The organism is Sphingobacterium sp. IITKGP-BTPF85 (assembly GCF_001006065.1).
GTDB classification, from domain to species: Bacteria; Bacteroidota; Bacteroidia; order Sphingobacteriales; family Sphingobacteriaceae; genus Sphingobacterium; species Sphingobacterium anhuiense.
Genome location: NZ_ASZT02000019.1, coordinates 21,832 through 46,796, shown reverse-complemented (window position 1 = coordinate 46,796; position 24,965 = coordinate 21,832). Strand labels below are relative to the sequence as shown.

Here is a 24,965-nt window from a genome sequence, read left to right as displayed (position 1 = left end):
TCTTTGCTTATGTTATCAACCCTATCTCGAAAATTAGTAATGTGTTTGACAGGTTTATTCCTATGTTTTTTCCTTATCATTCACTTTTTAGGAAATTTGCAACTGTTTTTACCTTCCGAACAGGCCCATACACAGTTCAATGCCTATTCTCAATTTCTATCTGGTAATATTTTAATAAAAATAGTTTCATATGTACTTTATTCAAGCATTCTGATACATGCCCTGGATGCTTTGGTCATTACCCTTAAAAATAGAAAATCCGGAAAACAGTATCAACGTGATCAAAGACAAAGGGCGAGTAAATGGTATAGTCGCAACATGGGTATTCTAGGTACCATTATTTTAATATTTCTAGTCATTCATTTTCAAAATTTTTGGTACGTCTATAAATTCGGGAGTCCACCAATAGATAGCAATGGTAATAAAGATCTTTATATTTTGGTAGTAACCACATTTAAAGAATGGTGGTATGTGCTCATTTACGTCTTATCTATGGTTGCATTATGCTACCACCTCATTCATGGTGTACATAGTGCCATTCGTACTTTAGGGCTCTTTCATCCAAAATATGTAAAGTGGATCAAAACCTGTGGCATAGCCTACTCCATTATTATTAGTGTAGGGTTTGCTATGATGCCCATCTACATTTATTTGACACAATAGCTAAACCTTTATATTTTAAGAATATGAATTTAGATGCAAAAATCCCCGAAGGTTCTTTAGAGAAAAAATGGGAAAACTATAAAAAAACTGCAAAATTAGTCAATCCGGCAAACCGTAAAAAACTAGATGTCATCGTAATAGGAACTGGGCTAGCGGGAAGCTCTCTTGCTGCATCATTGGGTGAAATGGGTTATAATGTAAAATCATTTTGTTTTCAAGACAGTCCAAGACGCGCCCATTCTGTCGCGGCGCAGGGCGGTGTCAATGCCGCAAAAAATTATAAGAATGATGGCGATAGCATCTACCGGATGTTTGTTGATACTTTAAAAGGAGGAGATTTTCGTTCGCGAGAGGCTAATGTATACAGAATGGCTGAATGTTCCCTCAATCTCATCGATCAAGCCGTTGCTCAAGGTGTCCCGTTTGGTCGAGAATATGGAGCTATCTCAACAATCGTTCTTTCGGTGGTGTTCAAGTAAGCCGAACATTTTATTCAAGAGGACAGACTGGACAGCAATTGCTACTTGGATCTTATCAAGCACTTATGCGTCAAGTCGGAAAAAAAACAGTCAAATTACATGCCCGTCATGAAATGTTAGATTTAGTGATTATAGAAGGAAAAGCGCGTGGTGTAATTATCAGAAATCTAGATACCGGCGAGATTGAACGCCATGCCGCACATGCTGTTGTACTGGCTACTGGAGGCTATGGGAAAATCTATTATCTTTCGACTTTAGCGATGGGTTGCAATGGTTCTGCTATATGGAGAGCGCATAAAAAAGGTGCATTAATGGCCAGCCCAAGCTGGATTCAGATTCATCCGACATCATTACCGCAGTCTGGAGATTATCAATCTAAATTAACACTCATGTCCGAGTCTTTAAGAAATGATGGACGCATATGGGTACCACTTAAAGAAAATGAACAGCGCTCTGCTAATGACATTCCAGAACAAGAAAGAGATTACTATCTGGAAAGAAGATACCCCGCATTTGGAAATCTAGCCCCTAGAGATATTTCTTCACGCGCTGCAAAAGAAAGAATTGATGCCGGATTTGGAATCGGTCCCCTAAAAAATGCCGTTTATCTGGATTTTTCTAAAGCCATTAAAGAACAAGGAATAGACAAAATAAAAGAAAAGTATGGTAATTTATTCGACATGTATGAAAAAATTACCGGTTATAATGCTTATCAAGTACCAATGATGATTTCTCCATCGGCCCACTTTTCAATGGGAGGACTTTGGGTAGATTATGAATTAATGACGACAATTCCTGGGTTATTTGCTTTAGGAGAAGCTAATTTTGCAGACCACGGAGCTAATCGATTAGGAGCAAATTCTCTCCTTCAAGCCTCCGTGGATGGCTATTTTATTGCTCCCTATACCATAGCAAATTATCTCTCAGATGATATCCACACGGGAAAAATATCAACGGATCATACGGAATTTGAGAAAGCAGAGCAAGAAGTCAGAACACAATTGCAACAATTCAGCAAAAGCAAAGGAACCAAAACTGTGGATTATTACCATAAAACTCTTGGTAAAATACTATATGATTACTGTGGCCTTGCACGAAATGAAGCCGGATTAAAATTCGCAATCTTGGAGATTCAGAAATTACGGGAAGAGTTTTATAGAAATGTTCATATTCCGGGAAATGAGGAAACAATGAATACAGAAATAGAGAAAGCTGGAAGAGTCGCTGATTACCTCGAAATCGGAGAATTAATGTGCTATGACGCCCTGACTAGAAATGAATCTTGTGGTGCACATTTCCGTGAAGAATATCAGACAGCTGAAGGCGAAGCAAAAAGAAATGATGCCGAATATCAATTCATTTCGGCATGGGAATGGAACAACAGATCTGTTCCTATTCTTCATAAAGAACCACTATCATTTGAAGTCATTCAACCTATTGTACGTAGTTATAAATAATTAAAATTCAAGCTATGAAATTACATCTAAAAATATGGAGACAAGAGAATAAAAATGCTGATGGCAAACTTGTAGACTATACTTTGGAAAACCTCAATCCGCATATGTCCTTTTTAGAGATGCTAGATACATTAAATGAAAAGCTCATATTGGCCAATGACACACCTGTTGAATTTGATCACGACTGTCGTGAAGGAATCTGTGGACAATGTGGTATGATGATAAATGGTATTGCGCATGGACCGCTGAAAAATACGACTACCTGTCAATTACATTTAAGGTCCTTCAAAGATGGGGAGGTGGTATTTATCGAACCATTTAGATCTGAAGCGTTTCCTGTAAAAAAAGATTTAAAAGTAGATCGTTCGGCATTTGACCGCATTATCTCTTCAGGTGGATTTGTATCAATCAATACAGGACAAGCACCGGAAGCACTGACCATTCCCGTAACACATCAAGTGACAGAAGCGGCATTTGATGCTGCTGCCTGTATCGGATGCGGAGCCTGTGTTGCCACCTGTAAAATGGAAGCGCGGCCCTTTTTACATCAGCAAAAATCAACCATATGGTATTACTCCCACAAGGTAAAGAAGAAAGACTTACTAGGGTCATTGATATGGTAAATCAAATGGATGAAGAACTCTTTGGCCATTGCTCCAATACAGAAGCCTGTGAAGTTGAATGTCCACAAGGTATTTCAGTACTCAATATTGCACGAATGAATTATGAATATAATCGAGCACATCTATTAAAAAAATAAAGATTGTAAATTCAAATACCAATATTCTGAACTACAGTTAATAAAAAAATTGACCTTAAGAATCGAAAATGGATCAAATAGCAAAACAGCATTTAAATCATTTTATAGGAACCTGGGATACCGACGGTATTATTCTAGAAACCAATAATGCTCCAGAAGTTAAAATCAAAGGGACTGATACATATTGTTGGATTCTAGACAATTCTTTTCTTTTGCACCAGGCAATGTCATGATAGGAACGTCAAATAGCCTTACCCATGAAATTATAGGATATGAGTCGTACGTCAACATTACAGCATGCAATATTATAACAATCAAGGTCAATCTGGCTTTATGAATGCTATATTAGACAATCACCTTTGGACATTTACCGGAACTAACTTAAAGTTTAACGGTGGGTTCAGTAAGGAGAACAATGAATTTTCAGGTATTTGGAAACAGCTAACTGATCATAATATCTGGAGCGATTTTATACACATAAAACTGACAAAAAGATAAAGTTGGTATACGGTAAAACATAAAAATATTTTACAAAAAACATCAACTAACCCCTTTTTTTCTATATTTAAATAAATTATAAAACTCTAAAATATGAAAAGTACTTTTATACAGATGGCTACACAAACTTTGGTCCCTTTACTCTCGAAGAGCTCAAATATAAAAACATTACACCAGAAACAAATGTATGGTATGAAGGAATGGGTGATTGGAGAAAAGCCAGTGAAGTTCCTGAGCTTGCTGCTTTATTTTCTTCAAACATAGCCTCCCCTCCTAATCCTCCTAATCCATTTCAAGCAACTGGACAATCTCCCTTCAACCAGTCAGCCGATCCTCAAAATAAAGCCTACGACCCATTTTTAAATATCGTACCTAAAACATGGTTAGTTGAATCTATTTTAGTTACAATTTTATGCTGTCTTCCTTTTGGAATAGCGGGAATAATAAATGCAGCAAAAGTTGAATCCAGATTCTATGCAGGAGATCTACAAGGTGCACAAAGAGCATCAGATGAAGCTAAAAAATGGACTAAAATTGGTTTTATTGTTTCCATTGTGATGACAGTATTGTATGTACTATTGATGATCTTAGGTGTAGTTGGATCTATATTTAATTATGGTAATTAAGAAATATTATCTATGGTCCATAGGGATTATACTTCTATTCATCTTAATTCTTACATATAAGTTTTTCAATCCGATACAGTACGACATTTTCCCTAAATGCCCATTTTATGCCATTACAGGCTACAAATGTCCCGGATGTGGATCACAACGCGCCATACATTATCTTTTAAATTTTGACCTCCAGAACGCATGGAGCAATTTTTACTGATCATCGCTATCCCCTATATCATCACAGGATTAATCTTTGAATATCAAAAATCACCTACGCCAAAAGTGCTTAAATGGCGAAAGATATTATTTGGTTATAAAGCAATTGTAATTGTTTTTATCATTGTAATTGGTTTTTGGATAGTAAGAAACTTATAAAGTAGAAACAGTTACTGTAAGTCGCTTTAATATAAAAAATAGTACGGTAGAAAATACTCATTTCAGATCATCCGTTCTATTTGCACGATTTTAATGGAATGATCTTACTTTAGGAATATGGATAAGATCTTATAATTAACTCCCAATTCCTATCAAGAACTATCTGTTTGTTTTAAACTCATACAAAAAAAAGGAGCGTTTTTAATAAAAAACGCTCCTTTTATGTATGATAAATTGTTTAATTACAACTTACGTTTTACTTCAACTTGTTCATATGCTTCAACGATATCACCTTCTTGAATATCATTATATCCTTGAATATTCAAACCACACTCATAACCGAATGAAACTTCTTTCACATCGTCTTTGAAACGTTTCAATGAAGCTAATTTACCTGTGAAAACAACAACACCATCACGGACGATACGAATATCATTATTGCGGTTAATTTTACCATCCAAGACCATACAACCTGCAATTGTACCGACCTTAGAGATTTTAAATGTCTCACGGATCTCAACGTTAGCAACGATTTTTTCTTCAAATTTCGGAGCCAACATACCTTCCATTGCCGATTTAAGTTCTGCAATAGCATCGTAAATGATTGAGTAAAGGCGAATATCAATTTGTTCTTGTTCAGCCAATTTACGTGCACCTATAGATGGACGAACTTGGAAACCGATGATAATTGCATCAGAAGCAGAAGCTAATAAAACATCTGACTCTGAGATAGCACCCACAGATTTGTGAATTACATTCACTTGAATCTCTTGTGTTGATAATTTCAATAATGAATCAGATAATGCCTCGATCGAACCATCCACGTCACCTTTTACGATCACGTTCAACTCTTTAAAGTTACCGATTGCCAAACGACGACCGATCTCATCCAAAGTAATATGTTTCGTAGCACGCATACCTTGCTCACGTTGTAATTGAAGACGTTTATTCGCCACATTACGAGCTTCAGATTCACTCTCCATAGTATAGAACTTATCACCTGCAGTAGGTGCCCCTGCCATACCTAAGATTTGAACCGGTACAGAAGGACCTGCTTCTTTCACACGTTCACCACGTTCATTTGTTAAAGCTTTCACTTTACCACTATGAGAACCTGCTAAAATAGGATCTCCCACACGTAAAGTACCTCCTAATATCAGCACTGTTGTCACAATACCTCTACCTTTATCCAAAGCAGCTTCAATTACAGAACCAACAGCACGTTTGTTCGGATCAGCTTTTAAGTCAAGCATCTCTGCTTCTAATAATACTTTTTCTAATAAAAGATCTACATTCAATCCAGTTTTTGCTGAAATCTCCTGTGCTTGGTATTTACCACCCCAATCCTCTACTAATATATTCATTTGAGACAACTGCTCTTTAATACGATCTGTATTGGCACCTGGCTTGTCAATTTTTGTAAATGCAAATACGATTGGCACACCAGCAGCTTGTGCGTGGTTGATTGCTTCTTTCGTTTGTGGCATGACAGCATCATCCGCTGCAATAACGATAATTACGATATCTGTTACTTTTGCACCACGAGCACGCATCGCTGTAAAGGCTTCGTGACCTGGAGTATCTAAGAAAGTGATCTTACGTCCACCGTCTAATTGTACCGCATAAGCACCAATATGCTGCGTGATACCACCTGCTTCACCACCTGTTACATTTGCTTTACGCACGTAATCTAACAAAGATGTTTTACCGTGATCGACGTGACCCATTACCGTAACAATCGGAGCACGAGAAATCAATGCATCTTCATTGTCAGCTTCTTCAAGATCAGCAATCTCTTCATCTTCAGGTTTGATAAATTCAATTTGGTAACCAAATTCATCAGCAACAATGGTTAAAGTTTCTGCATCTAGACGTTGGTTAATTGAAACAAACATACCTAAACTCATACAAGTCGCGATAATTTGTGTAACAGCCACATCCATTAAGTTAGCAAGTTCGTTTGCCGTTACAAATTCTGTAACACGCAACACTTTTGCTTGCATTTCTCTTTCTAATGCTTCCTCCTCCGCGTTAGTTGCGACATCGTCACGTTTTTGACGTCTCAACTTCGCACGTTGAGCAAATTTACCTGACTTACCAGCACCACTTAAGCGCGCTAATGTAGCCTTGATTTGATCTTGGATTTCCTTTTCAGTAGGCTCCTCTTTTGGTACATTAGGTCCATTACTTCTATTGTTGAAGGCTGGACGACCTTTATTTGCACCTGGACCTCCTGGACGGTTATGATGTCCTCCTGGACCTCCCGCTGGACGGTTTTGATTATTTCCTCCTGGACCTCCTGCTGGGCGGTTTTGATTATTCCCTGCTGGATGATTTCCACCAGTACGATTTGGATGATTTCCACCACCTTGGTTTGGACCTCCAGTACGATTTGGATGGGCACCACCACCCTGAGGCGGAGTTCCTGTATTATTCGTACGTTTACGTTTACGCTTATGATCATTACCAGTAGCACTTGAAGAAGATGCTACAGGCTTATCGCGATGAGAAGGTCTTGCCGTAGGCAATTCAATCTTACCAATTACTTTTGGACCTGTTAATCTCTCTGCTTTAGCACTAATAACCTCATCTGCAGGATTAACTTTTTTCACTTCCTTTACAGGAGTTTCAACCGGTGCTTTCACAGCAGGTTTTTCATTTTTTGGCTTTTCTTCTACCACTTTCTTCTCTTGAACTTTAGGAGCTTCAGTTTTAACTTCAACTTTTTGAGGTGCAGCAATGACAACCTTAGGTGCTTCTGGCGCTTTCTCTACTATTTTTTGTGCTTCCACTATCGGAGCTTTAGGAACTTCTACTTTAGGCTCTTCTTTTACGATAGGTTTTGGAGCTGTAGGAGTTGCTTCTTTAACTACCTCAGGCTTCTTCTCCACTTCCTTTGGAGTTTCAGCTTTCACTTCTGGAGTTTCCTCTTTCTTAGGTTTAGATCCTCTTTTCAAAGCATCTAAATCAATTTTACCCACAACCTTCATACCTCCAGTGTGTGTATTTGATGAATTTTCCTTTGCCTCAGAACCCGTTACCTTTTCAACTGGATTCTCTTTTTTATCTGCATTAGATTCTTCTCTTGTATTTACCGCAGCATTTTTTATCAAAATATCTTTTGAAGCTACAGTTTCTTCATAATCGTCATTTTTAGATGATTCTTTAGGAGAAGCGACTGGCGACTCATCACGACGAATTTTGCCAATCACAATTTGTTTAGCTTCATCTTTCACGATCTTGTCACCTTGAAACTCTTTCAACAGCACATTGTACATCTCTCCGGATAGCTTAGTACCAGGTTTGGCGTCGACGTCATACCCTTTTTTCACTAAACAATCTACGGCAGTAGATATGCCAATATTGAGTTCCTTTGCTGCTTTAAGCAGGTTTGTACCTTTTCCTTCAGTCATCTATTATTTTAACTAATTAAATATTTAATACAAAATATGTTTTTTTACATCTCTATAACAATTAAATTCGAAATAGAGATGAAAATAAATTATGTGGCTTCATTTTATTCAAATTCAGCCTGTAAAATACGTAAAATGTCTTTTACCGTATCTTCTTCCAAGTCAGTCCTTCTAGACAACTCTTCTTCTGTCAATGCCAATACTGAACGTGCTGAATCTAAACCTACACGTTTCAATGCATCAATTACCCAGCTTTCGATTTCATCGCTGAATTCTTCGATATCCACATCTTCATCAAACTCGTCATTCTCACGATAAACATCGATCTCATAACCTGTCAATTTACCTGCCAATTTGATATTGTGTCCACCACGACCAATTGCCAAAGAAACTTGATCAGATTTTAAATACACTGCAGCCGTCTTATTTTCTTCATCAATCTTGATTGAGCTAATACGAGCTGGGCTTAATGCACGTGTAATGTAAAGTGAATGATTCGTTGTAAAGTTGATTACATCGATATTTTCATTACGCAATTCACGAACGATACCATGAATACGAGATCCTTTCATACCCACACAAGCACCAACAGGATCAATACGATCATCATAAGATTCTACTGCCACTTTAGCACGCTCTCCTGGTTCGCGAACGATTTTCTTAATCGTAATCAAACCATCAAAAATCTCAGGAACTTCCAGTTCAAATAAACGTTGTAAAAATTCTGGAGCAGTACGAGAAATAAGAATCTTAGGATTATTATTCATCATATCCACTTTATAAACGACTGCACGAATGCTATCACCTTTCTTAAAATAATCTGCAGGAATTTGTTCTGTCTTCGGTAAAATTAATTCATTACCGTCATCATCTAACACAAGCAATTCTTTTTTCCAGATTTGATAAACCTCGCCGATCACCAACTCCCCTTCACGGTCTTTATATTTTTTGAAAACTTCGTCTTTCTCCAATTCCAAAACTTTTGAAACCAAAGTTTGACGGGCTGCTAAAATAGCACGACGACCAAAACTCTCTAACGTTATCTGTTCAATATAATCATCGCCAACTTCTAAATCAGCATCAAACTTCTTCGCTTCTGTTAATTCAATTTCAAGATCATCATCTTCCGAAAATTCATCTTCAACAACAACGCGAGTTCTCCATATCTCTAAATCTCCATTATCAGGATTTACGATAACATCACAGTTTTCATCTGTACCAAAACGTCTACGGATCATACTACGAAATACTTCTTCTAAGACAGAAATAACCGTAGGTCGGTCAATGTTTTTAAACTCTTTAAACTCTTGGAAAGAGTCAATCAAATTGATATTGCTGCTCATTTTTATTTAAATGAAATTAACACCTTAGTTGCTTTTATTTGTTCAAAAGGTATAATGCGAGCAACCTGCTCCGCTTTTTTACCTTTTTCTTTTATTGTTTCTTCAATTGTTATCTGTGCATCCTCAACGGCTAACAATGTACCTTCCGTTTTTGTACCATCATTTAACTTCACTTGCACATTGCGTCCAATATTTTTCTCATATTGCCTTTGATTAACAAAATTAGCATCTAGCCCCGGAGAAGAAACTTCAAGACGATAAGCTTTCTCTACTGTCCCCTCTTCTTCCAACTGAAATCCGACAAATTTACTAACCTGTACACAATCATCGATACTAATTCCCTGATCACCATCTAGCAAAACTTCCAACACGCTGTTCGGATGAAATTTAACACTTACAATAAACAAATCATCGCGATCTGCTAATTTTTCTTGGACGAGTTCGATAACTCTTTTCTCTACATTTTGCATATTCTTTCGAAAACGAATAAAAATACTGAAATCAATGAATTAAAAAAGGGGGCATACGTTGCCCCCTTCCTCTCAGATAAGACAAAGGTAAATATTTTTTTCAACTATCAAAATATAGATAAAAAAGATCCATCAAAATGATCCTCTAACCCTTATCTACAACCGAATTAATTGTTTTTTGCATTTCTGCCATCATGCTTGTCAAAGTCTCCATAGAAGGTTCATTACTAGGTTCCGGAAGCGTTGTACTAATAAACGCTTTTGCTTTCCAAACTTCCATAATATCACTCGCTTCTACCCAATATGGATCGTAGCTCTTATTATCAGAAACTAACTTCAGGCCTTTATCTTCTTTAAATTTAAATGCTATTCGCTTGTAGACAACCCCCTCATCTTTTGAAACGACAATATAGGTCTGCCCTGGCTTAATATCATTCCAGTTCTCCACATATTCTGCGACGACAATAGAACCACTAGCCAAAGGACGCATCGAATCACCCTTGATTTCAAAAGCCCGATAGGTTCCTTGATTGAACATAGGTAACGAAAATTTCGGTAACGTTGCAACATATTCCGGATCAGCATATCCATTCATATAGCCAGCGCTCGCTTTTACTGGAACCAACTCGATATTTTCGCGGTCAAGCCCGTCAACGGTAACACTAAGTACCCGCAAATTAGAAGCATTACTTTTAGGAGCCCGTTTCCATTTTTCATTTATCTCATCATTAGCAAGCTCATCCATTGAAAGGTCATAAAACTCTGCTATTTTTTTAGTAACTCATATTTTGGCTCTGCCCGATCTTCTTCATACGCCCCTACAGAAGCACGTTTTATCTCCATTATGTCAGCAAACTGCTGTTGTGTAAGCCTTTTCGTTTTTCTTAAAAACTTAAGATTGGAAGCTATGTTTGGCATATTTTTTTAATTTTAATTTTTAATATCTAAAAATATTAGTATTATTGTGCCAATAAAATTAGTAAAAATTATACAAATAACCAAATTTATTAGCTCAAAACATGAAATCACACACATTATACATCATTACGGACAGCAATAGACAGTTCTTAAATGTAGATATCACATCAGACTTTAACCGGGCAATGAACGAAATAAAAAGCAGCTGCAACATTTTCTTTCCCAATGGCCCACACTTAACTCGTGTCGTTTATATGGAAAAATTTGATTGTCAGGAACACGCTGAAAAAAGACAATTTGAATTAAATCACTTTACACGGATGCAGAAGGAGAAGCTCATCAGAAAACAAAATGCGAATTGGAACAACCTATGTCCAACTAATATGGATACTTCCAAAAAAAATCGGTTGTTTATACTTCATAAACAACCGATTTAAAATTTTTAAGAGAACGTATTAATCACCAAAACCTAGTGAATCACGCGGTCTTATTGCCGCTGCATCATTATGGGTAGATAAGACATCAGAAGCATCATCATCTCCAGAAGTTGATAACCCTTCTTCTTGAGTTGTACCACCATTTTGCACATCTTCCAGACCATCAATTAACATCTCATCATCTACAGCGGTTGAATCTGAGACAACCTCTTCACGAGGCGGACGAGGAGTTTCACACTTATACTTCTTTGTAATTTCCACAGTTGGAGCAGGAAACTTACCCTGCGTATAGCCTAACTGCTTATCCTTATAAACAGATTCCATAAATAAACCAAAAATTGGTAGCGCGGTTTTAGAGCCCTCACCGGTCTGCGAATTTTTAAAATGGATATTTCGATCGTCACAACCGACCCACACCGCAGTTACCAGATCTTTGGTAACACCCATGTACCACCCATCTACATACTCCGAAGAAGTACCCGTTTTTCCACCAATCTCATTTTCCTTATCAAAAAGATCATACTCCCATAATGCCTGTGAAGTTCCTCCCGGCTCTTCCATTCCTCCACGAAGCATATAGGTCATCAACCATGCATCTTGTTTATCAACTACCTGCTTACGTTCAGGTTTAAAAGTTGCAATCACTTTTCCGTCATAATCTTCTATTCGAGAAACAAGAATAGGTGTTACACGTTCACCGTGATTCATCATTGTAGCATAACCATTTACCATTTCAAAAACTGAAACATCATTTGGTCCCAAACCGATCGACGCCACAGGACTCAATTTACTTTCAATTCCAACTCGATGTGCAGCTTCAACAATTTTATCAGCCCCTACTTTCTCTGTCAGTTGAACTGTAATCGAATTTACCGAACGCGCCATGGCCCAACGCAATGACATATCCCGATAGCTAAAATTCCAGTCAGCATTTTTAGGCTCCCAGACTTCAATTGAATCTCCTTTATCAATCTTGATGGTTACGGGCTTATCTTGAATCTGATCACAAGGTGTCATACCGGATTCCAATGCTGCTAAATAAACAAAAGGTTTGAATGTAGAACCTGCCTGTCTTTTAGATTGATTAACATGATCATATTTAAAAAACTGATGATCGATACCTCCTACCCACACTTTAATTTCAGCAGAATATGGATCCATACTCATCACACCCGTATTTAACATAGTTACATAGTATTTGATCGAATCAACAGTGGACATCTCTACTTTTTCACGCATCCGCTCTCCTTTCCAAGAAAATACTTCCATTTCTTTTTTACGGTTCAAGTAGAAATCAATACTGTCAGTACGTTGATCATATTTTTTTACCAAAAATTTATAATAGTCTGTCTTTTTAACCAAGTTTTCAATAAATCCAGGAATTACCTTACCAGACAAATCACGCCACGGCTCTTCACTACCCCATGCATTCTTCAATCTCCGTTGCAATACCTGCATCTGCTTCGCAACAGCTTCCTCGGCATGTTTTTGAAGCTTTGAATTGATTGTAGTATAAATCTTTAGACCATCCTTATAGATATCCATATCATTTTCATCAGCCCACTTCTCCAGCCAACGCTCTACCGCTGCCCGTAAATAAGAATCTTCACCCGCATGTATATCTTTGTTCTCCGTACGTAATACCAATGGCTCCTTTGACAACTGATCAACCTGAGTTTGATCAATATACTTTGCCTTCTCCATTTGAGTTAAAACGACATTTCGGCGCTCACGCGATTTGTCTAGATTACGCATAGGATTATAAATTGTTGTTCCCTTCAGCATACCCACTAATACCGCAGCTTCATTGATGCTAAGTTCACTTGCATTTTTACTAAAATAACGTCGTGCAGCCGTTTGGATACCATATGAATTATTACTGAATGAAACGGTATTTAAATACATCGTTATAATTTCATTTTTTTCATATCGTGACTCCAATTTATAAGCGGTCATCCATTCCTTAAACTTGGTTACAATTAAACCAACACCAGGTATTTTACCAAGAAGACCACCCGATTTATTATAGCGTGTACGATATAAGTTTTTTGCCAATTGTTGCGTAATTGTACTAGCCCCTCTTCTATCTCCAGATAAAGTAGAAACAATACCAGATCCGAGACCTAAAAAATCAACTCCGCTATGTTTATAAAAGCGAACATCCTCTGTAGCCACCAGCGCATTGATCACATTTTTAGATATGCTGTCAAAAGCCACTGGATTACGGTCTTCATCAAAATAACGACCTATCAAAACACTATCTGCAGTATACAATTCGGTCGAGATATTAACACTGGGCATCGTAATATCCTTTTTTGTAGGCGAGTAGCCAAATAGCCCCAAAAAGTTAAGCTGTATAGCACAAACAAGGACGATTAAAAATATATAGCAATTGCTATATAGCGTATATATTTATTCTTAATACGTTTAAACATATGGTAAAGGTCTAAAAATGTTTTGTGAAAACAAGCAAAAAAAATAGCTTTTACATGTCATAAAGAAGAATTAACGAAATTTAACATTTCATTATTCCAATTCTGATAATTAGGAGTATAAGATTATAGATAGCTACAAAAATTATACCCAAATACCTTTTCCATGTATTTTTGTTTCTTAAATCAATATAATTTATATAAATTTATATTCGAATTAGTCATAGAAAAACATGTTAAAGCAAACCTTACAACAAAAGTTATTACAAAAACTATCTCCACAGCAGATTCAGTTTATTAAACTTTTACAGGTTCCTACAGTCTCTTTGGACGCACGCATTAAAGAAGAATTAGAGGAGAATCCAGCACTTGAGGACGGCAGTTTAGCAAACATGGCCGAACCGAACGAAGAATACCCAGATCGCGATCCAGATGAGAGTTTTGATAGTGAAGAAAGCTTCGACAGCGATGAGTTCAACGTAGATGAATATATCCAGGAAGATGATTATACTGATTACTCCAACAACTATAATTATACTGACGAAGATGATGATAAAAAAGAGATTCCCATTGCTGTACAAGATTCATTTTTTGAGAAATTACAACAACAGCTCGATTTACTAGCCTTAGATGACCGTGATTTCTTAATCGGTCAGCAAATTATTGGAAGTTTAGATGATGACGGATACTTACGTCGTCCCATATTAAGTCTCATTGATGACCTTGCGTTTTCTCAAAATGTTATCGCTACTGAAAGCGAAGTATTAGAAATGTTAAAGGTTATTCAAGATTTTGAACCGGCAGGTATCGGAGCTCGTGATTTACAGGAATGCTTGCTGATACAATTACAAAAGAAAGATCAAAATAATCCAACCATCATTCAGGCAACTAAAGTTGTAAAAAATTATTTGGATGAATTTACCAAGAAGCATTATGATAAACTTGAAAAATCGCTAGGGTTAACCTCAGATGATCTTAAAAATATTGTAAATGAAATTCTAAAGTTAAATCCAAAACCAGGTGATTCAGGAGCTGTTGCAGGTAAACAGTTACATGTCATTCCCGATTTTCACATCATTAACAACGATGGAGTACTTCATCTAACATTAAACGGACGAAATGCACCAGAACTACGTGTGAGTCGTTCTTACCAGAACATGTTCGAACATTATGAGAAATCCGATCAAAAGGATAAAAAAATGAAAGAAGCTGTTCAGTTTGTAAAACAGAAACTCGATTCTGCGAAATGGTTTATTGATGCGATAAAACAAAGACAGCAGACATTGCTAAAAACAATGAATGCCATCATGGAGTATCAGTATGACTACTTTTTAACAGGTGATGATGTTAAGCTTAGACCGATGATATTAAAAGATATTGCCGATCGCATAGGTATGGATATCTCGACTGTATCCCGTGTTGCCAACTCAAAATATGTACAAACAGAATTTGGGACATTTCTTCTTAAATCATTTTTCTCCGAAGCTATTCAAACAGAATCTGGAGAAGAAGTATCCAATAAAGAAGTTAAAAAGATCTTAGAAGAATGCATCGCAAATGAAGATAAACGCAAACCTCTTGCTGATGAAAAGCTGACCGAAATCTTAAAAGATAAAGGTTACAATATCGCTAGACGTACCGTTGCAAAATATCGCGAAGCACTCAATATACCTGTTGCACGTTTACGTAAAGAATTATAATAAGTAAAAGGCCACCTATAAAGTGGCCTTTTACTTATCATTTCATCTCATTTTTCTCCTCTATTCAATTAGATTATTATCTTTGTGTTTGAAAATAAAAAAACAGTAGCAAATCACTTTGTTTTATACTTAGTTTCTTGTCAAGAATAGAATCACTGACATTGGATTTAGCTAAAATGACTGTCGCACACATATAATATATAAAGTTCTATCCGTAAGAATCATGATTAATCCGTATCTTTTATAGATAGATGCTAAAAATATTATTTTATTAATACGCTATTTTTTACAAGCAAATTAAACTGTTATAATTTAAGTACACACAACCCTTACTATAATATTTTTTTAAAAGACGAATGAGAGCAACAAAAATTGTTACCCTTACAGCCTTACTAGCGACCTTAGCCTGTGCCACAAAAGCGCAAGAACGAGATGATAGAGCTACTATCTTAAATTTCAAAGGAATTCAATTCCATAGCAAAGATTCCCTTTTCTACACAAACTTCAGATTTAGAATGCAAAACCGTGCCGGTTTCACAGAAAAATTAGACGGAGAAAAGAACGGCGAATGGGATGCGCGTGTACGTAGACTTAGAATGCGGGTCGATGGTTACATCTACACGCCTAAGATTAGCTACTCATTACAATTAGCTTTTACAAGAAGTGATCAAGATTTCGATGAAACTGGTATTCCAAATATTGTACGTGATGCCGTTGTATTCTATAACTTTACTGACGATTTCTACATCAGTTTCGGTCAAAACAAATTACCAGGAAATAGGCAACGCGTCAATTCATCTGGACAGCTCCAGTTTGCAGATCGTTCCCTAGTGAATACCAGGTTTACTTTAGATCGTGATTTCGGTATGAGTGCCAATCTGAGTAAAAAAATTGGCGAAGTACCTATTAATGCAAAAGTTGCTATATCAACAGGTGAAGGCAGAGCTGCAAGCGGAACAGATGGAGGCTTATCTTACACAGGTAGGGTAGAATTTTTACCATTCGGCAATTTTGAAAATGGAGGCGATTATTCCGAAGGAGACATAGAGCGTGAAGAAACACCAAAACTATCTATTGGTGGAGGTTACAGCTTTAACGACAGAACAACCCGTATAGGTGGTCAAACAGGTAAATATGTTGAAAATCCTTTTACTTTAAAGACCAGCTTTATAGATGCAATTTTTAAATATCAGGGTTTTGCTTATCAAGCCGAGTATATGCGTCGTGATGTCGACAATCCAATGAATATTGATTTACAGGGAAATACCGCCTATGCTTATAAAGGTTTTGGAGTTAATCAACAGATGTCTTACCTGATGAATCATGGATACGAGGTCGTAAGCCGCTATACCTTTGTCCAACCTCACAAAGATATTCGGGCATATGAAAAACAAACAGAAATTATTGAAGCTGGTATTAACAAATATATGAAAGCACATCGCTTAAAATTCAATTTGAGTGGTAATTATACTTTTAAAGATGGTCAATTTGACAATGCCGATCAAAAGAACTCCTGGGGGTTTCTATTTCAGGTTGAGTTAGGAATTTAAAGATAAAAAAGGTTCAGTTTTAAACAGCTGAACCTTTTTTATCTTTTATTATTCTTCATCCAACTCTTCGAATTTTTGTAAATCAGATTCAGCGCCTACTTTATCACCTAAAGATTCCCGTATTGCAGCACGATACTGATAAAGATCTGAATAGTAAGGATTCAAGTCTATAGCACGATTATAATCCAACAAAGCCTCTTCCTGCTTTCCTATACGTTCGAACATATCTGCGCGAAGTACATACGGATAAAAGTCATCCTTCATTAAGGCGATCAATTTAGAATAATCGACGATAGCATCTTCAAATTTCCCTAATCTTTCAAAAAGCGAAGCCCGCTCCTCATATATGGCCGTATGTTCAGGATTTAGAGAGGCTGCTTTTCTATAATCCTCAAGTGCGGCGTCATGTTCGTGTAGACATTCCAATAACTTTGCTCGTAAAATATAAGCAGAAACACAATTTTCATCAATTGATAAAGCTTGATTACAATCCTCAAGGGCTTCTATATACAACGTTAATTTGCTGTAGATTGCCGCACGGTAAACATACCATTCTGCTTGATTATCCGCCATATTGATTCCTTGAGAATATAAACGAATAGCTTTTTGATAATCATAAATGTGTACATACTCCAAAGCGAGCTTCGTTAAGACATCTAATCGTTCTGGATCTTGTTCCCAAGTGCTTTCCAATTCCTGAAGTTCCAGCTGATCCATTTTAAGGGTTTCTAAATAGGAAAGATGCTCATGCCACTCTAGCAGACTGTGATAATTGAAATCGAGACGTTTTGCGACTTGATAATCATAAAAAGCTCCCTCATCATCATCTAAACATCGATTCAGTACACAGCGACAGGCATAAAAATAAGGTTCTTTGGGGAAATCAGTAATCGCATTTGAATAAATCTGAATAGACTTATCAAAATCTCCTTTCATAAAATAGCATAATGCCAAATAACTATATCCTAATGCTGTTACCTGGACTTTTTGAGCTTCATAAAGATATTTTGTTGCATCATCATGACCGGCTTGCATACTTAGCATACCTTTTAACAAAAGTGACGCAACAGGTTCCAATCCCTTAGCAACGTCCAATTCACTCAAAATATCTCGATACTCTTCTTTTATGTTAATATTAAAATTTAAAAGCTCCCGGATCGGTAAATATGCAAAACTAGCGAGTAAAGTAGTAGTCCCTCCCTTTACACTAAAATCTACTCTAATTCGCTCCTCACTAAATAATTTTCGAAGTATATGTTGAATCTGTTGCATATACAAAGGTACAAGGATGTATAGCAAAACAGAAATATATTTCGCTATTCCATTTATTCTGCAAATGAAAAACAAATATTCCTACAAAACGAAAAGGCTTAAACTATCAGTAGTTTAAGCCAGTTCTATTTTCATAGGGTAGTTTTAGACTAATTCGTCACTATATACATAGCGAATCTCCTCTCTGAGATTATAGCGTGAAGACATTACTTCACCATATGCACCAGCGGTACGTATAGCAACAAGATCTCCTCTTTTCGACAATGGCAATGTGACCTCTTTTCCAAAGCAATCGGAGCTTTCGCAGATAGGTCCTACAACATCATAATTGATAAGTTCTGTTGCATTTGCATCTCCAAGCTTTTCTATTTTATGAAAAGCCTGATATAATGCAGGTCGCATCAATTCAGTCATACCTGCATCTAATATTAAAAAGTTCTTCTTAACACCATTCTTTACATAAAGTACTTTACTGATTAAAGAACCACATTGCGCAACTAATGCACGCCCTAACTCAAAATGGACTTCCTGTTGTGGAGTTCTTTCTAAGAATTTATCAAAAATATCAAAATATGCTTCAAAATCAGGAATTGCATTCGTATCTGGGTTATGATAATCCACTCCCAGTCCACCTCCAACATTTAAAACTTTGATGATGACACCACGTTCTTCAAACCAATTTTTCCATTCATTCACTTTCACACATAGGCTCTTGAATACATTCATATCTGTTATTTGAGAACCGATATGAAAATGTAAACCAATAAGTTCGATATTCTCACACTTCCGTATCACAGCTGCAGCTCTTTCAAGTTCCGCATTTGTAACACCAAATTTATTCTCATCTAATCCCGTTGTGATATAATGATGGGTATGTGCATCTACATTAGGATTAATACGTAATGCTACTTTAGCTTTTCTTCCCTGAACAGCAGCCAACTCATTGATCACCTCCAATTCCTGAATAGACTCGACATTGAAAGCAAAAATATCGTGCGCTAAAGCAAGATTAATTTCCTTATCAGACTTACCTACACCAGCAAAAGTGATCATTTTTGCATCAAACCCCGCATTAATAGCCTGTTGCACCTCATTTCCACTTACACAATCTGCTCCAAAACCTTTACTTTGGATCATTTCAAGCAAACGGCTGTTGAAATTTGATTTCAAAGCAAAATGCACATGGAATCCACGCTTACTGGAAGCGGCATAAGCCGCATCCAACGTTTCTTCCAAAACGTTCAGGTCGTAGTAATAAAAAGGAGTTTCCTTTCCTACGAACTGACTCTCTATATTTTCGTTTTTCATTTTGGTTATTTCAATTAAAATAAACGGTTGTGTAACGAGCGTAATGCTTCCACTTTATGATCCGTGTCCAACAGAACTGATACATTATAATCCGAACCTCCATATGAAATCATTCGGACCGGTAAGTGTTTTACAGCATCCAATACTCGGGCCGCATACCCATGTGTATTCAAGTCAAAATCCCCTACCACACACACGATGGTTTGATGTTCATCCACCGACACAGTCCCAAAATCTTCGACTTCTTTAATAATATCCTGTAGATTTTTAGTATCGTCTATCGTTACAGAAACAGCAACCTCCGATGTTGTAATCATATCAATTGGTGTCTTATAACGTTCAAATATTTCAAATACACGACGTAAAAACCATAAGCCAAAAGCATACGTGAAGAATGAATATGAATAGCTGTGATTCCATCTTTAGCGGCTATTGCACGAATACTACCCTTTTGACCACCTTCTTTACTAATAAGCGTACCTTTAGCCTGAGGATCCATCGTATTCAACAAGCGAACGGGTACATTATATTTTTGAGCAGGAAATACCGATTGCGGATGTAAAATTTTTGCACCGAAATAAGCTAATTCTGCCGCTTCGTCAAAACTCAAATGCGCAATTGGGGTTGTATTTTTTACGATTCTCGGATCATTATTATGCATTCCATCGATATCGGTCCAGATCTGAACCTCTTCAGCTCCAATCGCAGCACCGATTAATGATGCAGTATAATCCGATCCTCCACGACGTAGATTATCTACCTCACCAAAAGAATTACGGCAAATAAAGCCCTGCGTTATAAACAGCGTATTATCAGGATAATTATCAAGCAAAGGAGTCAATTTCTCTGTTATATAGTCTACCACAGGCTCATTATCCTCGTCAATCTTCATAAAATCTAATGCCGGTAATAATACGGATGGAACATTTATTTCTGTTAGATGAAAATGGAATAAAGCAGTTGACATCAATTCCCCCTGTGCTAGAATGATCTTATCTTCTACAGGAGTAAAAATCTCATGTGCAAAACTTTCAATAAAATTAAAATGCGAATCGATTAAGCTCTTGCCGTTTTTATATCCAGCTTCAGTTTTGAACAATTCCTTAATGAGGTCTTCGTACTTGTCTTTATGCTTCTTTATTAATTCCTTCGCCAAGTTCTTATCATCTGCAAGATATGCTTGACCAATTTCTACTAAAGCATTTGTTGTCCCAGACACAGCTGACAACACCACAACTTGACGCTCAGAAGGGTTTACAATATCTAACAACCCTTTGATGCGCTCTGCACTACCGACAGATGTACCACCAAATTTTAAAATTTTCATACTGAATTACATTATATTTAAATTTTGCCGTGAATATAGGCAATTACTTAGTTTTTTGCAAAAAATGCGGCACAAATACATAATGTTTTTGTGCCGCATCATTTTATTATGCGGAAGATTACTTCTTAAGATTCTCGATAATCAATTGTGCCAATTCAACACCGATACGTTCTTGCGCTTCATTTGTTGCGGCACCAATATGTGGTGTCAAAGAAATTTTTGGATGTTTCAAAATCTCCAATCTCGGAGTAGGCTCATTGTCAAAGACATCTAATCCCGCAAAAGCTACCTTACCAGAATCCAAGGCTTCAATTAAAGCAAGTTCATCAATTACACCACCACGGGCAGCATTAACTAAACCAACTTGATCTTTCAACAATGCAAATTCAGCTTTACCTATTGCTGGCTTATCTAAGAAAGGAACATGTAAAGTAATAAAGTCAGAAGTTTTCAATAAATCTTCCATTGATACTTGATCTACTGGTAATTCCACCTCAAATCCTTGAGTCAGGGATAAAGTTAAAGTTTTAGGCCCATCAGCTAGATCATAATACACAATATCCATCCCAAGACCTAATCCAATCTTCGCTGTCTCACGTCCAATACGTCCAAAACCAACCACACCCAATGTTTTCCCTCTCAGTTCAGTTCCGCCTGCATACGCTTTTTTCAAAGCACCAAACTTACTCTCCCCAGATAAAGGCATTTGACGGTTTGAATCATAAAGGAAACGTACTCCATTTAATAAATGAGCAAATACCAATTCTGCAACTGATAAGGAAGAAGCAGCTGGTGTATTCAACACCGCTATTCCTTTGGAGCGTGCGTAGTCGACATCAATATTATCCATGCCGACGCCACCACGTCCGATCACTTTTAGGTTTGGACAAACATCAATTAAGGCCTGTCTAACTTTCGTTGCACTACGTACCGTAATGGCATCGTAAGCTTGTAATTTTTCCGCTAATTCTTCCTGCGGAATATGATTTGTATCTACTTCAAATCCGGCATCCTCCAAAAGTTGTTTTCCAGCTGGATCGATACCATCATTTGCTAATATTCTCATGATATAATTTCGATTTTATTTTTTCAATTCTTCAAACTCTTTCATTGCATCTACCATAGCATTGATGCTTGTTATCGACAATGCATTATAGATTGATGCTCTAAAACCACCAACTGAACGATGACCTTTAATACCGATCAGTTCACGTTCTTTAGCTAAAGCCAAGAACTCAGCCTCTAATTCTGCAGAATCCATGACAAAAGTAACATTCATACGAGAACGATCTTCTACGGCAGCAGTTCCTTTGAAGAATGGGTTACGATCAATTTCATCATACAACGTACGTGCCTTAATAATATTCTCTTGTTCAATAACCGCTACACCACCTTTTGCTTTCAACCAGCGTAGGTTAAGAAGAGATACAAAGATGGAGAAAACAGGCGGCGTATTGTACATTGAATCTGCCGAAATATGTGCAGTGTAATCCAAAATAGATGGAATAACACGTCCCGTTTTACCTAAAATCTCATCTTTAACGATTACTAAAGTAGCGCCTGCAGGACCCATATTTTTTGTGCTCCCGCATAGATAAGATCAAAATCACTCACATTAATCTCACGGCTCAAAATATCCGAAGACATATCAACGACAATTGGAGCACTTGATGCTGGAACATCAAATACTTCAGTTCCGTAAATTGTATTATTTGACGTATAATGAAAATAAGCTGCATCAGCAGGAACAGTATATTGCTTTGGAATATAGGTGTAATTTTTATCGCTCGATGATGCAACTACCTCTACATTTCCAATCTTCTTTGCTTCTTTAATTGCTTTTGAAGCCCATACACCCGTATCCAAGTAAGCTGCTTTACCATTTTCAGGCAACAAGTTTAACGCTACCATTGCAAATTGTAAACTTGCACCTCCCTGTAGGAACAAAATAGAATATCCTTGCGGCACATTTAACAATTCGCGAACCAATTTAGTTGCTTCATCCAAAACTGCTTCGAATTCTTTGGATCGATGCGAAATTTCTAAGATGGATAAACCAGTATTATTAAAATCAATTACAGCTTGTGAAGCTTCTTGAAAAACTTCCTTTGGCAGAATGCAAGGACCTGCTCCAAAATTATGTTTCATCGATATATAGTTTGTTTTTTTTATACTTTTCTACGGTTCGACTAAGCAATCGTTTGCTTTCCGAAGATCAAAGGTACAAGTTTTCTTACTTAAATTTCAACAAAAAATCAATATTAATGAAATTTAGAAAAAAGTAACACCGAAATGATAAAAAGATAACATAAAATACTTGAAAAAACATTAAAAATGATATTATGTCTAACCTATAATAAGATCACTTTCCACGCTTGCTCAACCTCTCCTCTTTTTAATAACATCTGTGCATAAAGCTGTAAATGTATCAAACGACTATTTTCATCACCAATAAATGCATTAAGGAGATCGAAAATCTCTGGTTCGTCACGGATAGTATCAATCTCAATATCATCTGGTAATTGTTCAACACGAAGTAACTGCTGTAATTCTTCCTCTGTAAATACAGAAGAAACTTTAACAAACGGTGGTAAATCTGAAAATTGCATATAAAAAAAGCTGACCTTTAAATAAAATTCAAAGGTCAGCTTTATCTAGCATATTCAAAATAGCTATTATAACTTTTCGATCATACGATCCGCAAATTCACTTGTTTTCACGAGCGTTGCATCTTCCATTAAATTATAAAAATCAACTGTTACAGTTTTGGCTTTAATTGTTTCGCTCAATGCTTTAACTATAGCATCCGCCACTTCTTGCCATCCCATATATTCGAACATCATCACACCACTTAAAATTACCGAAGAAGGATTCATTGTATCGGTATTTGCAAAACGGGGTGCGGTTCCATGCGTCGCCTCAAAAACAGCATGCCCAGTATTATAATTGATATTTGCCCCAGGAGCAATACCAATACCCCCAACAATAGCAGCAAGGGCATCTGAAATATAATCGCCATTCAAATTCAATGTAGCAATGACAGAATAATCACGCGGATTTAGTAAAATCTGTTGCAAAAAATTATCTGCAATGACATCTTTGATCAACAGTTTACCAGCAGCCAGAGCTTCCTGTTGCTCAGCATTAGCTGCAGCATCCCCTTTCTCCGCTTTAGTCCGTTCCCATTGACCCCAGGTATATGTTTCCTTAGCAAATTCTGTCTCGGCTAATTCATAACCCCAATTTTTAAAAGCCCCCTCTGTAAACTTCATAATATTGCCTTTATGAACCAAAGTCACGGAAGGTAATTTATGCGCTAAAGCATGCTCAATAGCTGCACGTACAAGCCGTTTAGAACCTCTTTCCGAAACCAATTTAATTCCCACCCCCGTATCATTCGAAAAATTATAATCGACATGAAGTTGAGTACGAAGAAAATCTTGAATTTTAGTCGCATCTGCTGTACCCGACGCAAATTCAATACCGGCATAAATATCTTCCGTGTTTTCACGAAAAATAACCATATTAACATATTCCGGATGCTTAACAGGTGATGGAACACCCTCATACCACTTTGTAGGACGTTGGCAAACAAACAAGTCTAATTCCTTACGCAAGGCCACATTTAGAGAACGGATACCACCCCCTATCGGCGTTGTTAACGGTCCTTTAATACCAACTAGATATTCTTTCAGAACATCAAGTGTCTCTTCTGGCAACCATGCTCCAGTTTCATCAAATGCCTTCTCTCCAGCCAGTACCTCTTTCCATTCAATTTTCCTTTTACCACCATACGCAACTTCTACCGCACGATCAAAAACCCGAACCGAAGCACGCCAAATGTCAGGGCCTATACCGTCGCCAATAATAAATGGAATGATAGGCTGATCAGGCACCTGTAGCGGTCCATCCAGTGACTTTGTTATTTTACTTGCCATAGTTCAGT

At 37.0% G+C, this 24,965-nt stretch carries 16 protein-coding genes and 5 pseudogenes; 9 read left to right on the top strand and 12 right to left on the bottom strand.

The features are described 5' to 3' along the window. The first annotated feature begins 9 nt into the window (after window positions 1-9). From L950_RS06020 to L950_RS29545, 6 genes and pseudogenes are all read left to right on the top strand, one after another. A complete protein-coding gene (locus L950_RS06020) occupies window positions 10-663 on the top strand; it encodes a succinate dehydrogenase cytochrome b subunit (protein ID WP_031287985.1) in 654 nt (217 codons plus the stop codon). 23 nt (window positions 664-686) lie between these two features. Further along, a pseudogene (locus L950_RS06015) lies at window positions 687-2,599 on the top strand (fumarate reductase/succinate dehydrogenase flavoprotein subunit). A 14-nt stretch (window positions 2,600-2,613) separates the two neighbouring features. After that, window positions 2,614-3,359, top strand: a pseudogene (locus L950_RS06010) (succinate dehydrogenase/fumarate reductase iron-sulfur subunit). 569 nt (window positions 3,360-3,928) lie between these two features. Beyond that, window positions 3,929-4,483 carry a CD225/dispanin family protein gene (locus L950_RS27620; RefSeq protein ID WP_046791986.1) on the top strand — a complete coding sequence of 185 codons (555 nt, stop codon included), beginning with the start codon at window positions 3,929-3,931 and terminating at the stop codon, window positions 4,481-4,483. Further along, window positions 4,473-4,691 carry a DUF2752 domain-containing protein gene (locus L950_RS37115; protein ID WP_197086272.1) on the top strand — a complete coding sequence of 73 codons (219 nt, stop codon included), beginning with the start codon at window positions 4,473-4,475 and terminating at the stop codon, window positions 4,689-4,691. The genes L950_RS27620 and L950_RS37115 overlap by 11 nt, the downstream gene beginning before the upstream one ends. Beyond that, complete coding sequence (locus tag L950_RS29545; protein WP_021189506.1) at window positions 4,673-4,849, top strand: hypothetical protein; 177 nt, start codon at window positions 4,673-4,675, stop codon at window positions 4,847-4,849. Before L950_RS37115 ends, L950_RS29545 begins: the two co-directional genes overlap by 19 nt. A gap of 242 nt (window positions 4,850-5,091) precedes the next feature. On the opposite strand, the gene infB is transcribed toward L950_RS29545, so the two are convergent. From infB to L950_RS05975, 4 genes and pseudogenes are all read right to left on the bottom strand, one after another. Then, complete coding sequence (gene infB, locus L950_RS05990; protein ID WP_021189505.1) at window positions 5,092-8,262, bottom strand: translation initiation factor IF-2; 3,171 nt, start codon at window positions 8,260-8,262, stop codon at window positions 5,092-5,094. Window positions 8,263-8,366: 104 nt separating this feature from the next. Next, window positions 8,367-9,605: a transcription termination factor NusA gene (gene nusA, locus L950_RS05985; protein WP_021189504.1), complete on the bottom strand. Its 1,239-nt coding sequence runs from the start codon at window positions 9,603-9,605 to the stop codon at window positions 8,367-8,369. A 2-nt stretch (window positions 9,606-9,607) separates the two neighbouring features. Then, a complete protein-coding gene (rimP, locus tag L950_RS05980) occupies window positions 9,608-10,075 on the bottom strand; it encodes a ribosome assembly cofactor RimP (protein WP_021189503.1) in 468 nt (155 codons plus the stop codon). Window positions 10,076-10,220: 145 nt separating this feature from the next. Next, a pseudogene (locus L950_RS05975) lies at window positions 10,221-10,993 on the bottom strand (XRE family transcriptional regulator). A 101-nt stretch (window positions 10,994-11,094) separates the two neighbouring features. Here L950_RS05975 and L950_RS05970 point away from each other — a divergent pair. Next, window positions 11,095-11,430, top strand: coding sequence for a hypothetical protein (locus L950_RS05970; protein WP_021189501.1), 336 nt, complete (start codon window positions 11,095-11,097; stop codon window positions 11,428-11,430). Window positions 11,431-11,448: 18 nt separating this feature from the next. Here the strand turns inward: L950_RS05970 and L950_RS05965 are convergent, their stop codons facing one another. Next, window positions 11,449-13,731, bottom strand: coding sequence for a transglycosylase domain-containing protein (locus L950_RS05965; RefSeq protein WP_316930547.1), 2,283 nt, complete (start codon window positions 13,729-13,731; stop codon window positions 11,449-11,451). A 364-nt stretch (window positions 13,732-14,095) separates the two neighbouring features. Here L950_RS05965 and rpoN point away from each other — a divergent pair, with 364 nt between their 5' ends. Next, window positions 14,096-15,562, top strand: a complete 1,467-nt coding sequence (gene rpoN / locus L950_RS05960) for an RNA polymerase factor sigma-54 (RefSeq protein ID WP_021189499.1) — start codon at window positions 14,096-14,098, stop codon at window positions 15,560-15,562. A gap of 356 nt (window positions 15,563-15,918) precedes the next feature. Further along, window positions 15,919-17,112, top strand: coding sequence for a porin (locus L950_RS05955; protein ID WP_021189498.1), 1,194 nt, complete (start codon window positions 15,919-15,921; stop codon window positions 17,110-17,112). A 48-nt stretch (window positions 17,113-17,160) separates the two neighbouring features. Here the strand turns inward: L950_RS05955 and L950_RS05950 are convergent, their stop codons facing one another. From L950_RS05950 to icd, 7 genes and pseudogenes are all read right to left on the bottom strand, one after another. Continuing rightward, window positions 17,161-18,384: a tetratricopeptide repeat protein gene (locus L950_RS05950; RefSeq protein ID WP_021189497.1), complete on the bottom strand. Its 1,224-nt coding sequence runs from the start codon at window positions 18,382-18,384 to the stop codon at window positions 17,161-17,163. Window positions 18,385-18,528: 144 nt separating this feature from the next. Then, window positions 18,529-19,692, bottom strand: coding sequence for a diaminopimelate decarboxylase (gene lysA / locus L950_RS05945; protein WP_021189496.1), 1,164 nt, complete (start codon window positions 19,690-19,692; stop codon window positions 18,529-18,531). Between the two features lie 14 nt (window positions 19,693-19,706). Next, window positions 19,707-21,019, bottom strand: a pseudogene (locus L950_RS05940) (aspartate kinase). 118 nt (window positions 21,020-21,137) lie between these two features. Next, entirely contained in the window at window positions 21,138-22,085 is a 948-nt protein-coding gene (locus tag L950_RS05935; RefSeq protein WP_021189495.1) for a D-2-hydroxyacid dehydrogenase, read from the bottom strand. A gap of 15 nt (window positions 22,086-22,100) precedes the next feature. Then, window positions 22,101-23,167 (bottom strand): annotated as a pseudogene (gene serC / locus L950_RS05930) (3-phosphoserine/phosphohydroxythreonine transaminase). A gap of 203 nt (window positions 23,168-23,370) precedes the next feature. Next, window positions 23,371-23,628, bottom strand: coding sequence for a hypothetical protein (locus tag L950_RS05925; protein ID WP_021189494.1), 258 nt, complete (start codon window positions 23,626-23,628; stop codon window positions 23,371-23,373). Window positions 23,629-23,694: 66 nt separating this feature from the next. Then, a complete protein-coding gene (gene icd, locus L950_RS05920) occupies window positions 23,695-24,957 on the bottom strand; it encodes an NADP-dependent isocitrate dehydrogenase (protein WP_021189493.1) in 1,263 nt (420 codons plus the stop codon). Between the last annotated feature and the right edge of the window lie 8 nt (window positions 24,958-24,965).